General features: G+C 47.9%; 14 protein-coding genes. All 14 read right to left on the bottom strand.

Annotated features, from left to right (window positions below):
- Positions 1 to 46: 46 nt before the first annotated feature.
- The gene (locus ACYVB1_RS12645; RefSeq protein ID WP_460924043.1) at positions 47 to 1,204 is read right to left on the bottom strand and encodes a glycosyltransferase family 4 protein; all 1,158 of its coding nucleotides are present in this window, start codon (positions 1,202 to 1,204) and stop codon (positions 47 to 49) included.
- Positions 1,201 to 2,061: a sulfotransferase family protein gene (locus ACYVB1_RS12640; protein WP_460924041.1), complete on the bottom strand. Its 861-nt coding sequence runs from the start codon at positions 2,059 to 2,061 to the stop codon at positions 1,201 to 1,203. The genes ACYVB1_RS12645 and ACYVB1_RS12640 overlap by 4 nt, the downstream gene beginning before the upstream one ends.
- Positions 2,051 to 2,830, bottom strand: coding sequence for a polysaccharide deacetylase family protein (locus ACYVB1_RS12635; protein WP_460924039.1), 780 nt, complete (start codon positions 2,828 to 2,830; stop codon positions 2,051 to 2,053). The genes ACYVB1_RS12640 and ACYVB1_RS12635 overlap by 11 nt, the downstream gene beginning before the upstream one ends.
- A 16-nt stretch (positions 2,831 to 2,846) precedes the next feature.
- Positions 2,847 to 4,088: a sulfate adenylyltransferase subunit CysN gene (gene cysN, locus ACYVB1_RS12630; RefSeq protein ID WP_460924037.1), complete on the bottom strand. Its 1,242-nt coding sequence runs from the start codon at positions 4,086 to 4,088 to the stop codon at positions 2,847 to 2,849.
- A gap of 14 nt (positions 4,089 to 4,102) precedes the next feature.
- On the bottom strand, positions 4,103 to 5,008 hold the full coding sequence (gene cysD / locus ACYVB1_RS12625; protein WP_460924035.1) for a sulfate adenylyltransferase subunit CysD: 906 nt from the start codon (positions 5,006 to 5,008) through the stop codon (positions 4,103 to 4,105).
- Positions 5,001 to 5,609: an adenylyl-sulfate kinase gene (gene cysC, locus ACYVB1_RS12620; RefSeq protein ID WP_460924034.1), complete on the bottom strand. Its 609-nt coding sequence runs from the start codon at positions 5,607 to 5,609 to the stop codon at positions 5,001 to 5,003. The genes cysD and cysC overlap by 8 nt, the downstream gene beginning before the upstream one ends.
- Positions 5,610 to 5,613: 4 nt before the next feature.
- Positions 5,614 to 7,386, bottom strand: a complete 1,773-nt coding sequence (locus tag ACYVB1_RS12615) for an SLC13 family permease (protein WP_460924032.1) — start codon at positions 7,384 to 7,386, stop codon at positions 5,614 to 5,616.
- The gene (gene cysQ, locus ACYVB1_RS12610; protein ID WP_460924031.1) at positions 7,386 to 8,171 is read right to left on the bottom strand and encodes a 3'(2'),5'-bisphosphate nucleotidase CysQ; all 786 of its coding nucleotides are present in this window, start codon (positions 8,169 to 8,171) and stop codon (positions 7,386 to 7,388) included. The genes ACYVB1_RS12615 and cysQ overlap by 1 nt, the downstream gene beginning before the upstream one ends.
- Positions 8,172 to 8,347: 176 nt before the next feature.
- Positions 8,348 to 9,196 carry a hypothetical protein gene (locus ACYVB1_RS12605; RefSeq protein ID WP_460924029.1) on the bottom strand — a complete coding sequence of 283 codons (849 nt, stop codon included), beginning with the start codon at positions 9,194 to 9,196 and terminating at the stop codon, positions 8,348 to 8,350.
- Positions 9,197 to 9,811: 615 nt separating this feature from the next.
- Positions 9,812 to 10,744, bottom strand: a complete 933-nt coding sequence (locus ACYVB1_RS12600; protein ID WP_460924028.1) for a glycosyltransferase family 2 protein — start codon at positions 10,742 to 10,744, stop codon at positions 9,812 to 9,814.
- Positions 10,745 to 11,538: 794 nt separating this feature from the next.
- The gene (locus tag ACYVB1_RS12595) at positions 11,539 to 12,519 is read right to left on the bottom strand and encodes an SDR family oxidoreductase (RefSeq protein WP_460924027.1); all 981 of its coding nucleotides are present in this window, start codon (positions 12,517 to 12,519) and stop codon (positions 11,539 to 11,541) included.
- A 107-nt stretch (positions 12,520 to 12,626) separates the two neighbouring features.
- Positions 12,627 to 13,934: a nucleotide sugar dehydrogenase gene (locus tag ACYVB1_RS12590; RefSeq protein WP_460924025.1), complete on the bottom strand. Its 1,308-nt coding sequence runs from the start codon at positions 13,932 to 13,934 to the stop codon at positions 12,627 to 12,629.
- Positions 13,935 to 14,028: 94 nt separating this feature from the next.
- Complete coding sequence (locus tag ACYVB1_RS12585; RefSeq protein WP_460924024.1) at positions 14,029 to 16,368, bottom strand: GumC family protein; 2,340 nt, start codon at positions 16,366 to 16,368, stop codon at positions 14,029 to 14,031.
- A 53-nt stretch (positions 16,369 to 16,421) separates the two neighbouring features.
- Positions 16,422 to 17,066: a polysaccharide biosynthesis/export family protein gene (locus ACYVB1_RS12580; RefSeq protein WP_460924023.1), complete on the bottom strand. Its 645-nt coding sequence runs from the start codon at positions 17,064 to 17,066 to the stop codon at positions 16,422 to 16,424.
- Positions 17,067 to 17,454: the final 388 nt, after the last annotated feature.

Genomic DNA, 17,454 nt, shown 5'->3' with positions numbered 1-17,454 from the left:
CTTAAATCTTATACAGACGCCTGATACTTCTTGAGCAGCAGGAACTTTACATCCTTACTTTCCTGTAAAATTCAAGCGTCTCCTCATTGATTTTCTCCAGCCTGAACTTCTGGTTAAAATGCTTCAGGCTTTTCTCACTCATGCTTTCCCGCAGGCGGGCATTATTCACCAGCTTCACAAGCTGCTCCGACAGGGCGGCCGCATTGGCAACCGGAAACATCAGGGCATTCTCATTTTCGTTTACCACCTCATAAAACACTGGTATGTCGGAGCACACCACCGGAAGCGCTGCGGCCTGTGCTTCAATAAGAGAGCCACCCAAACCTTCATATAAAGAAGGGAACACAAAAACATCGGAAGCAGCCAACAACTCCGGCACATCGTGCCTGTGGCCCAGCCAATGTAAGCCAGGTGTAAGCGCAGGGTGTTTCTCCAGGAAAGCGTCTATATCAGCAGAAGCATTGCCCTTTCTCCCGCAGAACAAAACTTCGATTTTGCCCCAGACAGCAGGGTGTTCAGCATGCATCTGCTGCAGGGCTTTCAGCAGGTAGATATGTCCTTTCTGAAATTCCTGCCTGCCCACATGTATCAGCCACACCTTGTCCTGGCGGATGCCCAGTTCTGCGCTGAACTTCAACCGGCTCACCGTGCTTGTGCCCAAGTGGCTATTTCCACTCCGGCCACGGTATATAACCGACAACCGCTCCCGGGGCACGCCCAACTCACGCTGGTAGTGATTCTCTACCTCGTGCGTAATCGCAATGGAATGGTCTACCCCCCTGAACCGGGAAAAGTAATCAATATATTTATACAGGTAAAAACCTGCTTTGCTTACCCGCGGGTCCTTTAACCGGATGGGATCATAGGTGCAGTTCACCAAGCTTTCTACATGATAGAAGGAGGCAAACAGTTTTGCCAGCCTGACGCGCAGGTTCGACCTTATCAGGGTAGAATGGACCACTGTAGGCTTATAGGCCCTGATGATAGCCGCAATCTCCCTGCTGTTGCGCAGCAAGCCTTCTCCCTTCAAGAATATTACGGGAAAGCCTTCTCCTAAAATCTCCTGCTCAATGCCTTCTTTCCGGTGCTCCAGCACTACAATTGTCAGGTCCACGCCCTGCGACCGCAGGTAGTACCACAGGTTCGCATTCGAACGCTCTGCTCCACCAGTACCAAGGCTATCCTGTACAAAAAGTATCTTCATGCCTTAATCAGGTAACCGTATTGTTCTAAATAAGGGAGAGCAGCTTTATTTATAAGATTGATATCATCGTTAGAGAGTGTTCGCAGGCTCTTCTCGTTCATGTTCCGGATGCTGCTCTCCACATTGTGAACAGAAAAAACTTCGTTCTTGAAGCTGTTCCCGAAGGGTTCGACCCCTATAAAATCTGTTATTTCCCGCAGCACCGCATCCGGCTCGTCCGTGAATTCTTCGTACGTAATCTCATAGAAGTTATCGGCCTTTGCTTTCGTCTGCTCTACTAGTTCAAGGCTTCGGGCCCACTGCTGCGCACATAGCTCCAGCGGATAGCGGTCTTCTTTCCCAAACATCGGATTTCCCGGCATAATGGCAGCTTTGCGGTGTATTCCCTCCGCTACAGCATACCCGTTCCTGACGAGATGGATGAAGTACACATTTTTAAAATAGCGGTTAAAGAAATCGATGCGGGTGGTGTTGGCAATAGACTTCTCAAGTAACACCGGCTTCTTTAAATCATAGAAATGGGACCAGTGCCTTTTCACTCTCCTGGCTACTTCCGGGGCCTCTTTTTCATCTATTTTCATCTCCTCCTCACACGCATGCCACATACGGCGCCAGGCAAAATCCTCTGGCCGCAGGAGTTTATCTGTGAGTACCACGCCTTCGTCGAGCAGCGAGCTCATGGCCGGGTGCGTGGAAAGCACTTGCTCTAACAATGTTGTGCCTGAATTATAACAGCCGATGACAAACACCCATTTCTTGTTCTGGATGTCGCTCCCCGTCATGTCGAGAAAAGACATGAATGCCTTGTTCTTTCTGAAGCGCCCGACAAGGCGGTGAAAAATTGGTTTATCTGCCATTTAGAATAGTATGTATCTTCTTGCGGAGGGGCAACAGCTTTGTGTGCCATCCACTTAGTATAAAGCGCAGCTTGCCTGCACTGGTTGTGTCTGTTACGCTTAACCGCGATATGCGGTAAGAGTTAAAGTCTTTGCCCGGGAGCTTATGGTCGAACAGGAAAGCAGCCTTTATTCCTGCTTCTTTTGCCATCTTCTCTGTTAAAGGGCTGTGGTTACCATTCGGGTAAGCAAAGAGGTCATACCCCTTCAGCTGCCGCTCCTCAAAAAACTCCCTGGATTTCCGAAATTCCTCCCGCAGCTCTTCTTCCGTGCATTGGTCGAACATGGGGTGCGTGTGCGAGTGATTGGCAATGGTAATGCCGGCCGCCTGCATCTCCAGTAGCTGCGCCGTCGTTAGCTGCACCTGCTCCAGCGAGGGCTTATTTGAGTTATCCCGAAGCTGCTGTATATACGCCAGCCGTTTATGGTTGGGCCATTTTTTCACTTCCCATACCTTTTTCTCTCCTTCTTCGGCTCCCAGCAGGTACACCATTTCATCCCACCAGAAAGGCACCTTAGTATCTATCAACCCTGTAATAATGAACAGGATGGCGGGCATGTTATACTTTTTAAGCAGCGGGAACATGTGCTGATAAAATGAAATGTCGCCATCGTCCACCGTCACCAGGATGTCCTTTCCCTGATAAATCTCAAAGTGCTCAGCCAGTTGATGCTGCGCACCTATTTTATGGTAGGTGACAATCTTCTTATTTAGCTCCAGCTTGTTCATCTTATCGGTGACAGGTTTACAGAATCATACCAGCCGCTACTGTTTCGTTTGTTGTTTCGTCTATTAAGATGATGCTGCCGGTCTGGCGGTTGCGGTTATAGGCATCGGCCAGCAGCGGCTTTGTTGTCCGCAGGCGCACCCGGCTAATCTCGTTCATCTTTATTTCCTTCTCGTCTTCTATGCGGTGCAGCGTATTGATATCAACTTTATAAAGCACCTCCTTTATCATGGTGCGCACCTCGTTGGTAGTGTGGCGCAGGATGTATTTTCCGCGCATCGCAGGGCCCTGCTCGTTCAGCCAGCACAGCATCACATCCAGGTCCTGAATAACTTTTGGCTGGTTGTTTTCCCGCACAATCATATCGCCACGGCTGATGTCGATGTCGTCCTCCAAAGTCATGCTCACCGACATGGGTGGGAACGCTTCCTGCACCGGTCCATCGTAGGTGTCGATGCTTTTGATGGTGCTGCTGAAGCCAGATGGCATCACCAGCACTTTGTCGCCGGGTTTAAAAACGCCTCCTGCCACGCGGCCGGCATAGCCCCGGTAGTCGTGGTACTCGTCGTTGTGCGGTCGGATAACCGTCTGCACCGGGAAACGGCAGTCGATGAGGTTCTTGTCGTTGCCGATGTGGATGGTCTCCAGCATGTGCAGCAGCGTTTCGCCCTGGTACCAGCTCATCTTCTCGGAACGGTTCACCACATTGTCGCCGTGCAGCGCGCTGATGGGCACAAACCGGACGTCCTTTACATTCAGCTTCGCGGCAAATTCGGTATACTGCTCCACAATCTCGTCAAAGCGTTCCTCGGAGTAATCTACCAGGTCCATCTTGTTGATGCACACCACCACGTGCGGAATCTGCAGGAGCGTGGCAATAAAAGAGTGGCGGCAGGTCTGCTCCACTACGCCATTGCGGGCATCCAGCAGGATAAGGGCCAGGTTAGCCGTGGAAGCACCGGTTACCATGTTGCGGGTGTACTGTATGTGCCCCGGCGTATCGGCTATAATAAACTTGCGTTTTGGGGTGGCGAAATAGCGGTAGGCCACATCAATGGTAATACCCTGCTCCCGCTCGTCTTTCAGGCCGTCTGTAAACAAAGACAGGTCCACGTGGTCCAGCCCTTTTTTCTCGCTCGACTTTTTAACAGCCTCCATCTGGTCTTCGAAGATGGATTTTGAATCGAAGAGTAACCGGCCGATAAGGGTGCTTTTTCCATCATCCACACTTCCGGCAGTCGTAAATCTTAATAGTTGCATAGTTTCTTGCTTGTTTAGAAGTAGCCCTGTTTCTTTCTGTCCTCCATCGATGTTTCGGAACGCTTGTCGTCGGCCCTGTTGCCGCGCTCTGTGTGGCGCGTAGCGGCTACTTCCAGAATGATTTTATCTAAGGTATCGGCATCAGACTCCACGCCACCGGTAATGGTGATATCGCCCAGCGTTCTGAAGCGGATGTGCTTGCGCACCACTTCTTCCTCGTCGCGCAGGCGGATGTACTCCGACACAGGCAGCCAGGTATTGTCTCGGAAAATAACATCCCGCTGGTGCGCAAAATAGAGCGAAGGAATGTCCAGGTTCTCCGTCAGGATGTACTGCCAGATGTCCATCTCCGTCCAGTTGCTGATCGGGAATACCCTGAAGTGCTCGCCCATGTTCTTTCTGCCGTTAAACAGGTTCCACAACTCCGGCCGCTGGTTCTTGGGGTCCCATTGCCCGAAATCGTCGCGGTGGGAGAAAAAGCGCTCTTTGGCTCTTGACTTTTCTTCGTCGCGCCGTGCCCCACCAATGGCTGCATCAATATGATGCTTCTCGATGGTATCCAGCAGAGTGGCTGTCTGCAGGGCATTGCGGCTGGCATTTTTTCCGTTTTCCTCTTTCACCAGCCCCTTGTCTATCGACTCCTGCACCGACCCTACTATAAGCTGCACACCCAGTTCCTTCACCAGGTTATCGCGAAAGGCAATGGTTTCAGGGAAGTTGTGGCCGGTATCGATGTGCACGAGCGGCATGGGGATTTTGGCCGGAAAAAAAGCTTTGCGGGCCAGGTGGGTGACTACGATGGAGTCTTTACCGCCGGAAAACAGAATGGCTGGCCACTCGAACTGCGCCACTACCTCCCGGATAACATATATGGCCTCTGCCTCTAACTCTTTTAAATGACTTAATGAATAATTACTCATTTGGTAGGTTCAATTTAGGTACGATGTAAGAAATAAGCTTTTGTACGGATACATCAAGCGGTTCCTTATCTGATTGAATGTGAATGGCAGGATCTTCGGGAGCCTCGAACGGAGCACTGATACCCGTAAAGTTGCTGATTTCCCCCTTGCGTGCCTTGGCATAAAGTCCCTTCGTATCCCGCTGTTCACACACCTCCACCGGGCAGTCTACAAACACCTCAACAAAGTTGCCCTCACCTGCTATTTCCCTTACACGCTCCCTGTCTTCTTTAAAAGGCGAAATAAAAGCCGACATCACCACAAGGCCAGCATCTGCCATCAGCTTTGTTACCTCCCCTATTCTGCGAATGTTTTCTTTGCGAGATTCATCTGAAAAGTCAAGGTCACTGTTGAGCCCTTTGCGCACATTATCACCGTCCAGTACAAACGTGTGATACCCATGCTCATAAAGGTATTCCTCAAGGGCATTGGCAAGGGTAGATTTACCGCTGCCGGAAAAACCGGTAAACCAAATGACCATAGAACGGTGTCCTTTCATCTTGTTTCGCAGCTTCCTGTTTATCCGGTGCTTGTGTGGTATAATGTGTAGCTTTTCACTCATAGTTTTAGAAGTACATAAGTATGATGTAGGTAATACATGTTATAGAGTACAATAGGGTGAATGGCACACCTATCTTCAGGAAATCAGATGACTTATAAGACCCTGGACCATAGATCATGAGGTTCGTCTGGTACCCAACCGGAGTTAAAAAACTGGCAGATGCCCCAAAGGCAATCGCAACGTAAAAACCCATTGGGTCGAAGCCCATGTCATGGCTAAGAGAATACGCAATTGGGAAAGCAATGGAGACTGCAGCCACATTGGTTAAGAAGGAGGTCAGCAAAACCGTGACGCTGAACAATCCAATCAACACTCCATACTTTCCAAAATCCTGAAAGAATGCAATAAATAAGGTTGCTATTTCATTTGCTATTCCTGTATCAATCAACGCTTTGCTCAGCGTTAAGGCACTCGCCAGCACTACAAGCAGTTCCAGGTCGAGGAGTTTCTTTATTTCATCCACCCGCAGGAGACCGGTAACGGCCATGAGCACACTCACCAGGAAAATACTAAAAAACAGGCTGAAGAAGCCTGCTATCATCAACCCCAGCGCCAACAAAGCGCCAATTCCAAAAACTGCTTTTTTCCAGGTAGCAGTGCCATTTGTTCTTGACACTACTGATACAGTGTACAAATCTTTGTTGTTTTTGTTACGAGAAAGAAATTTCTGGCCTGCTGACAGCAGAAGTAAATCACCGGGTTCCAGCACAATAGCCCCAATCTTACCTGTCAGGTTCTCTCCATTCCGGTGCACTGCCACCACCGCAGCGTCATGTTTAGCCCTGAACTGGCTTTGCTTTAACGTGCGCCCTATCAGGTCACTGTTTCTCGGCACTACCGTCTCCACCAGGTTCACATGCTTGGCAATACCCAGTTTGCCTGAGTGCGGTATCTGCAGACCGTTGTCCTGCTGCAAAAGCTCCACTACTTTTTCAGTATCACCTGCAAAATACAGGTGGTCGCCTACCTGCAGCACCTCCCCTGGCGTAACCGGGCTGATGCCCTTCCCTTTTCTAACTATCTCAAAAAGGTAGATCCCCTCCAGGTTCCGAAGGTTGGCTTCGGCAATGCTCTTACCAGCCAGTACAGATCCTTCTTCAATAAGCGTTTCTACGAGATATTCACGGGCATTGGTTTTAAATTCGTCCAGTGGGTTTATCCGGGACGGTAACAGCTTATAGCCAACAGTGGCTAAAAAAGTAAGTCCTACGGCTGTAACCAGCACTCCCGGCACAAAGAAATCCAGAAAGCCCAGGCCTTCAGGCTCCCTGGAAAGAATGAATCCATTCAGAACCAGGTTGGTAGAGGTACCTATCACCGTCATCATTCCTCCAATAATAGCTGCAAAGGAGAGCGGGATCAGCAGCTTGGAAGGTGCCACCTTATGCCGCTTCGACCACTGGTACACATACGGAATCATTAAGGCGACAACAGGCGTGTTATTGATTACAGAGGAGAGCACAGACACACCGGCTGTCATGCGAACCATAAAGGCCCTGGGACTCTTCGCTGAACGGAACAGCCTGTTCAGAAAACCGATGAGGTTGAAGTGGTTCTTGATGCCTGCGGTAATGAATATGAGCAGGAATATGGTAATAATGGACTCATTACTCAGACTTTGCAGGAAATCGGCTGGCTGTACCACCTTTGCCAGCATCAGCACAATAATGCCGCTGATAAAGACCAGTGCCGGGCGCATTGTATCCAGCAGCAAACCTGCCACGCACCAAACCAGCACTGCAATTGTAACCCATTTTTCGATCGGCAGATCAACCATTAACGCTTCACTACAAACCAGGGGTTCAACAGGTTTTCCTTGTTGTACTGCAGGGGGGCATCCGTATGATACTGCACCACGCTACAGCCCACACTGCGCGCAATGGCATCCCCGGCTGCGGTGTCCCACTCCATGGTAGGTGCCAGGCGCGGGTAAATGTCGGCCACCCCCTCTGCCACCAGGCAGAGCTTCAGCGAGCTGCCCATCGACACAAACGCTACCTCGCCATGCTCTTCCTGCAACTTCGCAACAAACGCCTCTGTCTCCTCTGATCTGTGCGAACGGCTTCCTACTACCGTGTACTTCCGCCCCTCGTTTATTTTTAATGGCAGGCTATCTCCTGCCTCCTTCCAGTTATCCGGGAGTTTGTGTTCCTTTAGCTCCAGTTTCCTGGCGCCCTCTCCCGATGCGCCTATATAGAGCCACTGCTTTACTGGGGCATACACCACTCCCAGCACAGGAACCCCGGCTTTTATAAGAGCTATATTTACTGTGAACTCCCCATTGCGCTTCACAAATTCTTTTGTGCCATCCAGTGGGTCAATAAGCCAGTAAGCAGGCCAGTTCTTTCTTTCCTCGTAAGCAATCTGGCTGCCTTCTTCGCTTAATATGGGATACGGTGTTTTTTCAAGGTGTGCTGCTATCACCTCATGTGCCTTTTTATCGGCCATGGTAAGAGGCGATTCATCTGATTTGTATTCTACAGCAAACTCCTGTTCATATATTTCCAATATCTTGACTCCTGCCTCTATGGCAGCTGAAGATATAAGTTGACTTAAATCCATTTTTATTCAATACAGTTAGGTACTCTCTCGCGAGAGGTTAAACATGAAAAACCAGTCGCTGAAGATTCCTCTTACTTATAAAACCCTGATCACCTGTTCTTCATATCGCTGGCTTTATTGGCTAATGATGTTTTGGCAGGGTGGTGCACGTAGGCAGCTGCAAAATGCTTTTACGGCTAGCGTAGCATCCGCTTCAGTTCAACACCAGCAAACGTGGAAAAATCTTTTATTTTCCAGGCCAGCTTATCAGTAGAGGTGTCAAAATCGCTGTAGCCAAAAGATTCAGCAAGCGCAATTGTCTCGGCACGCAACTCATGACCGAACTTGTCATCTGTTTTCCACTTATAGAGAGAAGAGCTTCTAAAATGGAAATTATCTGACACTCGCTCCAGGCCTAATTTCTCCTGCATGAAAGCCCCGTTTTCAGCCACCAAGTCTTCATAGCGCACCAGCTCTATGTTCAGTTCCTCTTTATATTCAAGCAGGTTTTTGTTTGACAGGTACCACTCTTTTTCAAACTGCCTGCAATCAAACCGCCACCTGTCCCAGCCGGAGTAGATAACCGAAAGTGGATGGCGCACCAGGCCTATCACTTTAAAGTCCATGTCTTTCTGTTGCAGGGAAATATATTCTCTTATCAGGTCCAGGTTACTTTTATTATAAAGGTGATGCGGGCTCTTTTCCACAAAACGGGGCTGATGTTGTTGTACCAGCCGGGTGTAAAGGTCAAACAGGTGTTCCTTTGTGGCATTTTCAGGTGTGAGTGTTCCTAGGTTGCCTTCCTCACAAAACTGCTTCAGGCTTTCAAGGGCTTTTGTGTTTGTGAATGGAACCTTGCTTCTGTGCATTTTCTGCTGCGGGAGCCCCAGGATGGAAGCCACTTTGGTCCAAAAGAGGGTTTCGTTCTCGTGGTGGCGTGCGTGTGTCGTCATCTGAAAACCAAAGTCCTTCACCAGGAATTTCTGCAGCGCACTGGAGCCTGCTGACTTTGTAGATAGAATAATACAGTTGTACAGTTTATGCATATGATTTGCTGGTTACATTTATCCTCCGGAACCTGATAGCAGCGTTCTGTGGCCCCTGTTCCTACGCTGTACAACCCGCCTCCCTCTCATTCAGCCTTAGTAGACGCAGCGTATTACTTCCTGGCTGCCCCGATAAACAACCTTGTTATAGGGCAGCGTACGGCAGTGTTTCAGTTAAACAGTATGACCGCCGACAAATCAGTAAAATAGGTGACAGATATCTTCGTGCCTAAGCAGTAGCTGTTAAAAGCACTGGTAAGCAGGAACTGCTACTTATAGTCATGTATCCTGTCTGCAGAAGGCGAAGCGCTTTTCATGTGCTCTTCCTCCTCTAGCTCCTGAGCTGAAACAACAGGTTGTTCATGTACCTCCGCTTACGTGGGCTTATATTAGTAAGGTTATATTATTACGCACAGCTTTGCACATCATTTTTACCCTCTGGCCCTTAAAACCCCTGCTACTTAATGTATTATAAAACAAAAGTTCTAAAACAAGATGTACATAAAACTGCACTAGTATCCTGCTTTCTGCTTTAAGAAATCACGATGGATTTTATAGACTGAATACTTTAAAGCGACACAAGCGCCTCATCTGCTTGCTGCTTGCAATTACGGTTCAGGGCTTCACCTTTTTCAGATACAGCAACTGCAGCCGTGAGTTTACTTTTACTGAGAGATCTTCCAGCTTTGAGCGCTTCAGGTCAAAGAAATCCTGATTGTCACTGACAACTCCCGGAAACCTGTCTTTGATCTTATCATATATCATGTTCCTGGCTTGCTTTACGTAGGAGTGATTCCGGATTCCCAGTTTCCGCTCAATAGCAGAATCCACCAATCTCCAGCTTTCAATCACACTCCTTACCCTGTCTTCCTTATTCCAGGAACTGGTGTTGTTACCGGTATGATGCCTGTAATACACTTCTGTGGCAGGCACAAAAACTATTTGCGAGGCACACAACAGCACCCGGGCAAAAAACTCCCCGTCCTGGTTCATCTTCAAGTCCTCGTTCCAAGGACCTGCCTTTTCGATGACGCTTCTCCTCGTGAGGTACACGTGTGGGGGAAACCAGATACTGTGTTTCCCGAAAACGTCAAGTAGCTTTAACGGGCCTTCGGAACTGATGTAGGTTGGTTCGTTGGGCTTTGCACTAAAGCGGTCATGGGATGTTCTGAAACGGCCCCATTTGCAGGTTGCCACGGCATCCGTAGCTGCCTGGTTTAGCGCCTGCACCTGCGCCTCAAATTTATTCGGTGCCAGTAAGTCATCAGAATCCAGGAATTGGATAAACTCTCCTTTTGCAGCCTCCAAACCTATGTTTCTGCAGGAGTTACCTCCTTTGCGCCTGTCCGGGGGGCGCTTTATGTATCTGAACCGGGTGTCAGCGTCGGTGTATCTTTCTACAATCTCTTCTGTTGCATCCTCCGACCCATCATCCACTATGATACACTCCCAGTCAGTTAGCGTTTGAGACTTGATGGAATCTAATGTTTCACTTATTAGATCTCCCCGGTTGTATGTTGGAATGACGACTGAAACTTTAATGCTCATAAAAAAATTACTTCACGAAATATATTAGCAGGTAACTATTTCAAAGGATACTGCTCCTTCTGTCCAAAAGTTTTGACTTTACTGGCTGGTAACTGCACGGGCATTTGTTGACTCGGTTTAACTTTCTGCAGGCAGGTAAATTTCAATAGTAGTGCTCTCCTGCTCATCCCTCTTTTCTAAAGCTTTTCACACAGTGAATGTTTTCAAGAGGTTTTGCCTAAGCTGCCGTAGCAGCAGCTGTTACAATAACTCCCTAACGGCCTTTTCTACAGCTCCTGCCTGTGCTCTCCAGGATGGGGTAGGTTCCCTCACAAGAGAGGCATCGTCTTAGGCAGGTGTGGCTCTTCTTTAGCTCCGCTACAGGCTGCCTCCCTGCGTTCTGCACCGCCTTAATTACAGGACGCTCAACCCAAAGAGAGCAAACAGTTCACTTCGTGCTGCAGATTTTGAGTTAGAGCACTACCACTATGTAGTAGTTTATGCGCTAAAGAGGCAAAGGAAGAGCATGCCAAGCATGTTCTGCACTATGAGTAAGGTAACTTAAAGATATGCTTACAAGCCTCCTCTCAGAAGCGTAATAGCATTGAAAGAAAGACAAGGAGTAGCTACAGGAGCGTTGAAAGAAGCTGGGTCCGAATTAAGCAAAAGCAGGCAGCGGCTTTTAACGCTCAGTACGACAGCTTTATGCCTTCAACAGGCAAAAGAAACACTGCTCTTTTCCTGTAGAGGGTACTTATTCAAATAATGGAATGGGAGCAAATACGCTGCGCCTGGAGCTGCCTGCCAGGAAAAAACTATCTTCCTGCGTACCAGCCCACAGCTATCTGTAAACCCTGCAGCGCTGAGTATTCGGGATCATACCCGATGAGTTCTTTTGCTTTGGAGATGTTCGCTAAGCTATGCTTTACATCACCTTTGCGCTCCTCCCGGTATTGAGGCCGGATGCTCACGTCTGCAATGTCACAGATCTTATCCCAGAGCTGGTTTAAAGTGGTGCGTTCGCCAAAAGCAATGTTAACAACTTCGTGTTGCTTAATTTCCGAGGCAAGCATGGCTCTTACATTTGCCTGAACGGCATTCTCTACAAACGTAAAATCACGGCTGGTTTCGCCGTCACCATTTATATAAGGAGCCTCTTTGCGGAGTGCCGCCTCAATGAACAAGGGAATAACAGCCGCATAAGGGCCTTGCGGGTTCTGCTTCGGCCCAAACACGTTGAAGTAGCGCAGGCCTATGGTATGGAAATCGTATGTCTTCGAAAATACACTGGCATACAGCTCATTTACATACTTGGTCACCGCATAAGGCGACAGCGGATTTCCAATCTCATCTTCCACTTTCGGCAGGCCGGGGTGATCGCCGTAGGTGCTGGAACTGGCAGCATAGACCATCCGCTTTACACCTGCATCGCGGGCAGCCACCAGCATGTTCAGGAAACCACTGATGTTTACCTCGTTACTGGTGATTGGGTCATTGATAGAACGTGGCACTGAACCCAAGGCGGCTTGGTGCGAAACAAAATCTATTCCCTCTAAAGCTTTCCGGCAGGTCTGCAGGTCCCGTATATCTCCTTCTAAAATTTCGAAAGCAGGATTGTCTTTGAAGGATTCAACATTTTCCTGAGAACCGGTAGCCAGGTTGTCGAGCACCCGTACTTTCTTCGCCCCGTATTTCAGCAGGTATTCAACCAGGTTAGAACCAATAAAACCGGCACCACCTGTTACGAGAAATGTAAACTTGCTTAGATCTTCAGAGTGATATTTTGTTTCGTACACTTTTAAATGTTTTAGTTTATGTTAGTGGTTTAGAGGAAATTCAGGTTTGGTTTAGAGGAGTTCGTATAGCTAAACGTTCTAAACCAAACCTAAACCAACTCAACATCCTACAGCCTTGCGTCAGCCACAGTTTTCGGCAAGGCGCCTTTTACGTCATAAATAACAGCGTTGGACTTGCAGAGCTTCTTCAGGTCCAGGTCTTTAAACTCGTTGTGCGACACAGCCAGCACAATGGCATCACAAGCAGTTACGCTGCCTAACTCTTTTACCGAATCCCAGCCATACTCATGTTTTACCTCAGCAGGTTCTGCCCATGGGTCGTAGATGGTGATATTTGTCTGGTATTCTTTAAGCGTGCGTAAAATATCCACTACTTTGGTGTTGCGCACATCCGGGCAGTTTTCTTTGAATGTAATACCCAGCACCAGGATTTTAGCCCCTTTAACAGGAATATCCTTTTTTACCATCAGTTTAATCACTTCGTGTGCCACGTACTCACCCATCCCGTCGTTCAGACGGCGGCCTGCCAGAATGATTTCCGGGTGGTAGCCTACCTCCTGCGCCTTCTGTGCCAAATAATAAGGGTCTACACCGATACAATGGCCACCTACAAGCCCTGGTTTAAATTTGAGGAAGTTCCATTTGGTACCTGCTGCCTGCAGCACCTCGTCGGTATCGATGTTCAGGCGGTTAAATATTTTGGCAAGCTCATTTACGAAAGCAATGTTTATATCTCGCTGCGCATTTTCGATTACTTTAGCGGCCTCTGCTACCTTAATAGAAGTTGCTTTGTGCGTGCCGGCAACAATCACAGAGTTGTATAATTTATCAACTTTTTCTGCTGCTTCCGGCGTAGAACCAGACGTTATTTTGAGAATTTTAGCTACTGTATGCTCTTTGTCTCCGGGGTTGATGCGCTCCGGGGAATAACCGGCAAAAAAGTCAACGTTAAATTTCAGCCCGGACACTTTCTCCAGCACGGGCACACATTCCTCCTCTGTTACGCCAGGATAAACTGTAGACTCATACACGACGATATCGCCGCGCTTCAGCACCTTTCCTACTGTTTCGCTGGCTTTGTACAACGGGGTGAGGTCAGGCCGGTTGTGTTTATCCACCGGAGTAGGAACCGTGATAATATAAAAATTTGCTGCTTCAATCAGCTCCAACTGATTTGTGCAGCGTAATCCCTTATCGGCAGCGCTATCGTTTGTTATAACCTTCTGAAGCTCCTCCTCCGACACCTCCAGTGTCTGGTCGTGGCCTTTTTTCAGTTCTTCAACGCGCTGCGCATTTATATCGAAGCCAAACGTTTTATATTTCTTTGCAAATTCTACGGCAAGCGGTAAGCCAACATACCCAAGGCCAATAACTGCTATGGTAATATTCTCTGTTTCGGTTTTCCCTAACGACATTCCTTATTAAAAATTTATATTTTTCAGATAACTGTACTCTCACCTATTTAAGAGGCACTAAATTACAAACAGTTATCTAGAGTATATAACTATTTTACCATAAAGACATATTGGCAAACTTCTTCCGCCAGCTCGGCTTTTTCTCCTCGCCGTAGCCGTACCCATAGCCATACCCGTAGCCATAGCTGCCGTTCGCCTTATCGGCATCATTGAGTACCACCATCGGGTGCTTCACTTTTTTGCTCTTATACAAATCATCCACAATAGCAATCTGAGATTTGCTCGTATAATTATAACGCACCATGTAGATACACGAATCAGTGTAAGGGGTCAAGGCCAAGGCATCCGCCACCTGCCCCACCGGTGCCGTGTCTATGATAACAAAGTCGAATCGTTCCTTCAGTTCCTGGATTAAATTTCCCACCTGGGGCAGCATGATAAACTCTCCCGGGTTAGGCGGAATCGGCCCCACTCCTACAACAGACAGCCCCGGTAGCGCTGGCATTGGCTGTAAAATCTCTTCTACCGCCATCGTCTCTGACATCAGGTAATTGGTAATACCTACTTCATTTGGCAAGCCAAGCCGATCTGTCAGGGCGGGCCTCCTGAGGTCGAAGCCTACTACTACTACCTTCTTTCCAGTGAGCACCAGGCTGGCTGCCAGGTTCACGCTAAAAAATGTTTTCCCCTCCCCGCTCATGCTCGATGTAACCAGGATAACCTTGTTTTCTTTACCGGCAGTGGCAAACTGCAGATTAGAACGGATTAGCCTGAACTGCTCTGCAATCGGGCTTCTGCTGTCATGTGTTACAACAAGTGTTTCATAGGTACCGCTGTTGTTCAGCTCTCCCAGTATAGGCGTAGCAGTAGCCTGTTCCACATCCCGGGTCTGCTCAACTTTATCATTCAGTAAGTTCTTGATGGTGATACCGGCAAATGGTACTGCCAGGCCTGCCAGTAGGGCAAACAGGTATACCATGTTTGTTTGAGGATGCACCGGCCCTGATGCCGTAGCAGGATCTATCACACGGGAGTTAGACACTGTGGCAGCAAGCGATATGGCCGCCTCCTCCCGCTTATGCAGGAGGTACAGGTATACATTGGTTTTAATGCTTTGCTCCCTGTTAATTTCCAGGAGCTCCCGCTCCATGGTAGGCACCTGCTGAATCTTGGACCTGGATTCAGCGGCACGCGCCTGCAGGTTCTGCTGGGAAATTTCCAGCCCCCTGCTGATATTCTGTATATTTTCCAGGATATTCGTTCTCAGGTTATCCAACTGATCATTCACGTTGACTAAAACCGGGTTGCCCGGCTTCACAGTCTGAAGAAGGCGGTTACGCTCCAGTTGCAACTGGTTGAAGTTTCCTATTAAACCAGACAAAGTTGGGTCACTGATGCTGAGAGAGGTAGGGACTAACTCCAGCCGGTTCTCATCGTTTCTCAGGTAAGACTCTATAGACTGCAGTACATCAATCTCAATTGCCAGATCTGCCAGCCGCTTGCTGTAGGCATCCTGGTTAGCAACATATAAGCCACCGGCAGTCGATACGTCTGTTACGGCATTCGCCCGTTTATAGCTTTCCACATCCTTCTCCACCTCCGACAGTTCATCTGTCAGGTAGGCAAGCCGATCGTCTATGAAGTCGATGGTGCTGGAGGCCAGCACCCTTTTGTCATCAACTATTTCCTTGCCATAAACTTCTGTTACCTTGTTGATGATGTCTTTCCCTTTTTCCGGCACCGCATCTGTTAAACTCAACAGCAGCACACGTCCGCTGTTTCCGTAAGGAGAGACATTGAGTTTATTATTGTACTGGCCTGCCAGCTTCCGGATATCGTGCAGCATAACGGTTACCGTTTTCTCACTGCGTGACTTTCTGGGAGGTGCCACAACAGTGAAAGTGCCATAGGGCTTTCTGATTTCCTGACCAAACTGGTACAAATCCCGCCCCGTATTGTCTTCCAGCTCAAATGTGTTGTTATCCTTTATATGCATGGTCAGCACTTTCCCGAAGGCCGCTGAGTCCAGTTTACTGGTCAACACTCTAAGCGGAAGGTCTTCCCCGTACACCTCAACGCTTTTTACCCTTCCCTCTACATAATAAGTGGCATTTAATGACAACTCTGCCAGCGCCCTTTCCATCAAACTCTTGGATTTGAGTATAATGATTTCATCTTCAATGCTTTGGGTTGTCTGGAATACCCCCAGGTCGTTCAAAGCCATGGAGGGCCCTTGTTTGTCGTCTTTTACAAGAAGTGTACTGCTGATACTATACAGAGGGGTGGTGTAACGCACATAGAGATATGCCGCCGCTAAAAACAGAAGAATGCTTAATACAAATAAATACCAGTAGCGCAGGTATTTAGATAAGATGTTTTTGATATTAATTGGCTCAGATTCGTTTTCCGAGAATTCGAATTCAGATTCAGACATACGTAGTAGTCCTATTTTAAATTAAGTGTTGTATTTAATTGATAAATATCAGCCTAGCGGGTAAAGATCAGCAGTGCCGTTGACAAAAGACCGACTGCAAACCCCCAGTTACGCCTGATAAAGCCCGTACCGGCCACTTTGGCCTTGTCCGGCTCTACATAAAGCACATCATTTTGATGCAGGTTAAAATAGGGAGAGTCAAAAACCTTGCTATCATTCAGGTTTAACCGCGCCATCGTCCTAATGCCATTCTCCTCCCGAATCACAAGCACATCCTCCCTTTTGCCATAGAGGGTCATGTCTCCTACCATGCCAAGTGCTTCTATTACATTCAGGTTGTCATCCATGGCGGTTATCACCGTAGGGCTGCTGACTTCACCGATTACCGTCACCCTAAAATTCATGTACCTCACTTTAACGATTGGCTCCTCCAAATATTTCCGAAGTTCGGCTGTTAATTTATTGTTGGCTTCCTCACGGGTTAAACCGGCTAATTTTATCCTGCCTAAAACCGGAAACTCGATAAACCCCTGATCATCCACCAGATAGCCCTGGGCGGCGTCGTTACCTCCCTGCTGTTGTTGCCTCACGCCAGAGTTGTTACCAACAGGCTGAAGGACACCTGTGTTGAAGAGCATATTAGACTCGGGGTTAAGCGTCATGACAGTAATACTCAGCAAATCCTCAGGTTTGATCACCGGTCCTTTATCCTGCTTTATTTTTTCTGTGATAACAGGTTTATCTTTAGGTAAGTCACTGAAATAAACGATGTTTCTTGTTCTTAGAACGCTACAGGAAGTAGACAGAAACAACAGTATAATGCAATAAACACTAATTCTCATTATAGTTTTGGTGTATAAGGGCGAATTAATTAGAACAATTAGACGCAATTCTTCTAAAAAAGATGTAAAGCAGTTTGTTTTCAGCGTAGTTCAGGGCAAAAGCGGCAAATTTCAATTTCTATGTTTTAAGCTTGTCACATAGTTAACGCACTCCGGGTTGTTATTCTTTTGATATCAGTTTCCTGTTCTTTCTAATTCTGTAAAATCGCTGCACATTGCTTTTACAGGTTGAAACAGAATACAA

This window comes from Pontibacter brevis (genome assembly GCF_054779655.1).
This window is presented reverse-complemented; position numbering and strand designations above follow the sequence as displayed.

Coding starts and splice junctions, on each gene's coding strand:
- ACYVB1_RS12645 (WP_460924043.1), bottom strand. CDS start 1,204: ATGAAGATACTTTTTGTACAGGATAGCCTTGGTACTGGTGGAGCAGAG.
- ACYVB1_RS12640 (WP_460924041.1), bottom strand. CDS start 2,061: ATGGCAGATAAACCAATTTTTCACCGCCTTGTCGGGCGCTTCAGAAAG.
- ACYVB1_RS12635 (WP_460924039.1), bottom strand. CDS start 2,830: ATGAACAAGCTGGAGCTAAATAAGAAGATTGTCACCTACCATAAAATA.
- cysN (WP_460924037.1), bottom strand. CDS start 4,088: ATGCAACTATTAAGATTTACGACTGCCGGAAGTGTGGATGATGGAAAA.
- cysD (WP_460924035.1), bottom strand. CDS start 5,008: ATGAGTAATTATTCATTAAGTCATTTAAAAGAGTTAGAGGCAGAGGCC.
- cysC (WP_460924034.1), bottom strand. CDS start 5,609: ATGAGTGAAAAGCTACACATTATACCACACAAGCACCGGATAAACAGG.
- ACYVB1_RS12615 (WP_460924032.1), bottom strand. CDS start 7,386: ATGGTTGATCTGCCGATCGAAAAATGGGTTACAATTGCAGTGCTGGTT.
- cysQ (WP_460924031.1), bottom strand. CDS start 8,171: ATGGATTTAAGTCAACTTATATCTTCAGCTGCCATAGAGGCAGGAGTC.
- ACYVB1_RS12605 (WP_460924029.1), bottom strand. CDS start 9,196: ATGCATAAACTGTACAACTGTATTATTCTATCTACAAAGTCAGCAGGC.
- ACYVB1_RS12600 (WP_460924028.1), bottom strand. CDS start 10,744: ATGAGCATTAAAGTTTCAGTCGTCATTCCAACATACAACCGGGGAGAT.
- ACYVB1_RS12590 (WP_460924025.1), bottom strand. CDS start 13,934: ATGTCGTTAGGGAAAACCGAAACAGAGAATATTACCATAGCAGTTATT.
- ACYVB1_RS12585 (WP_460924024.1), bottom strand. CDS start 16,368: ATGTCTGAATCTGAATTCGAATTCTCGGAAAACGAATCTGAGCCAATT.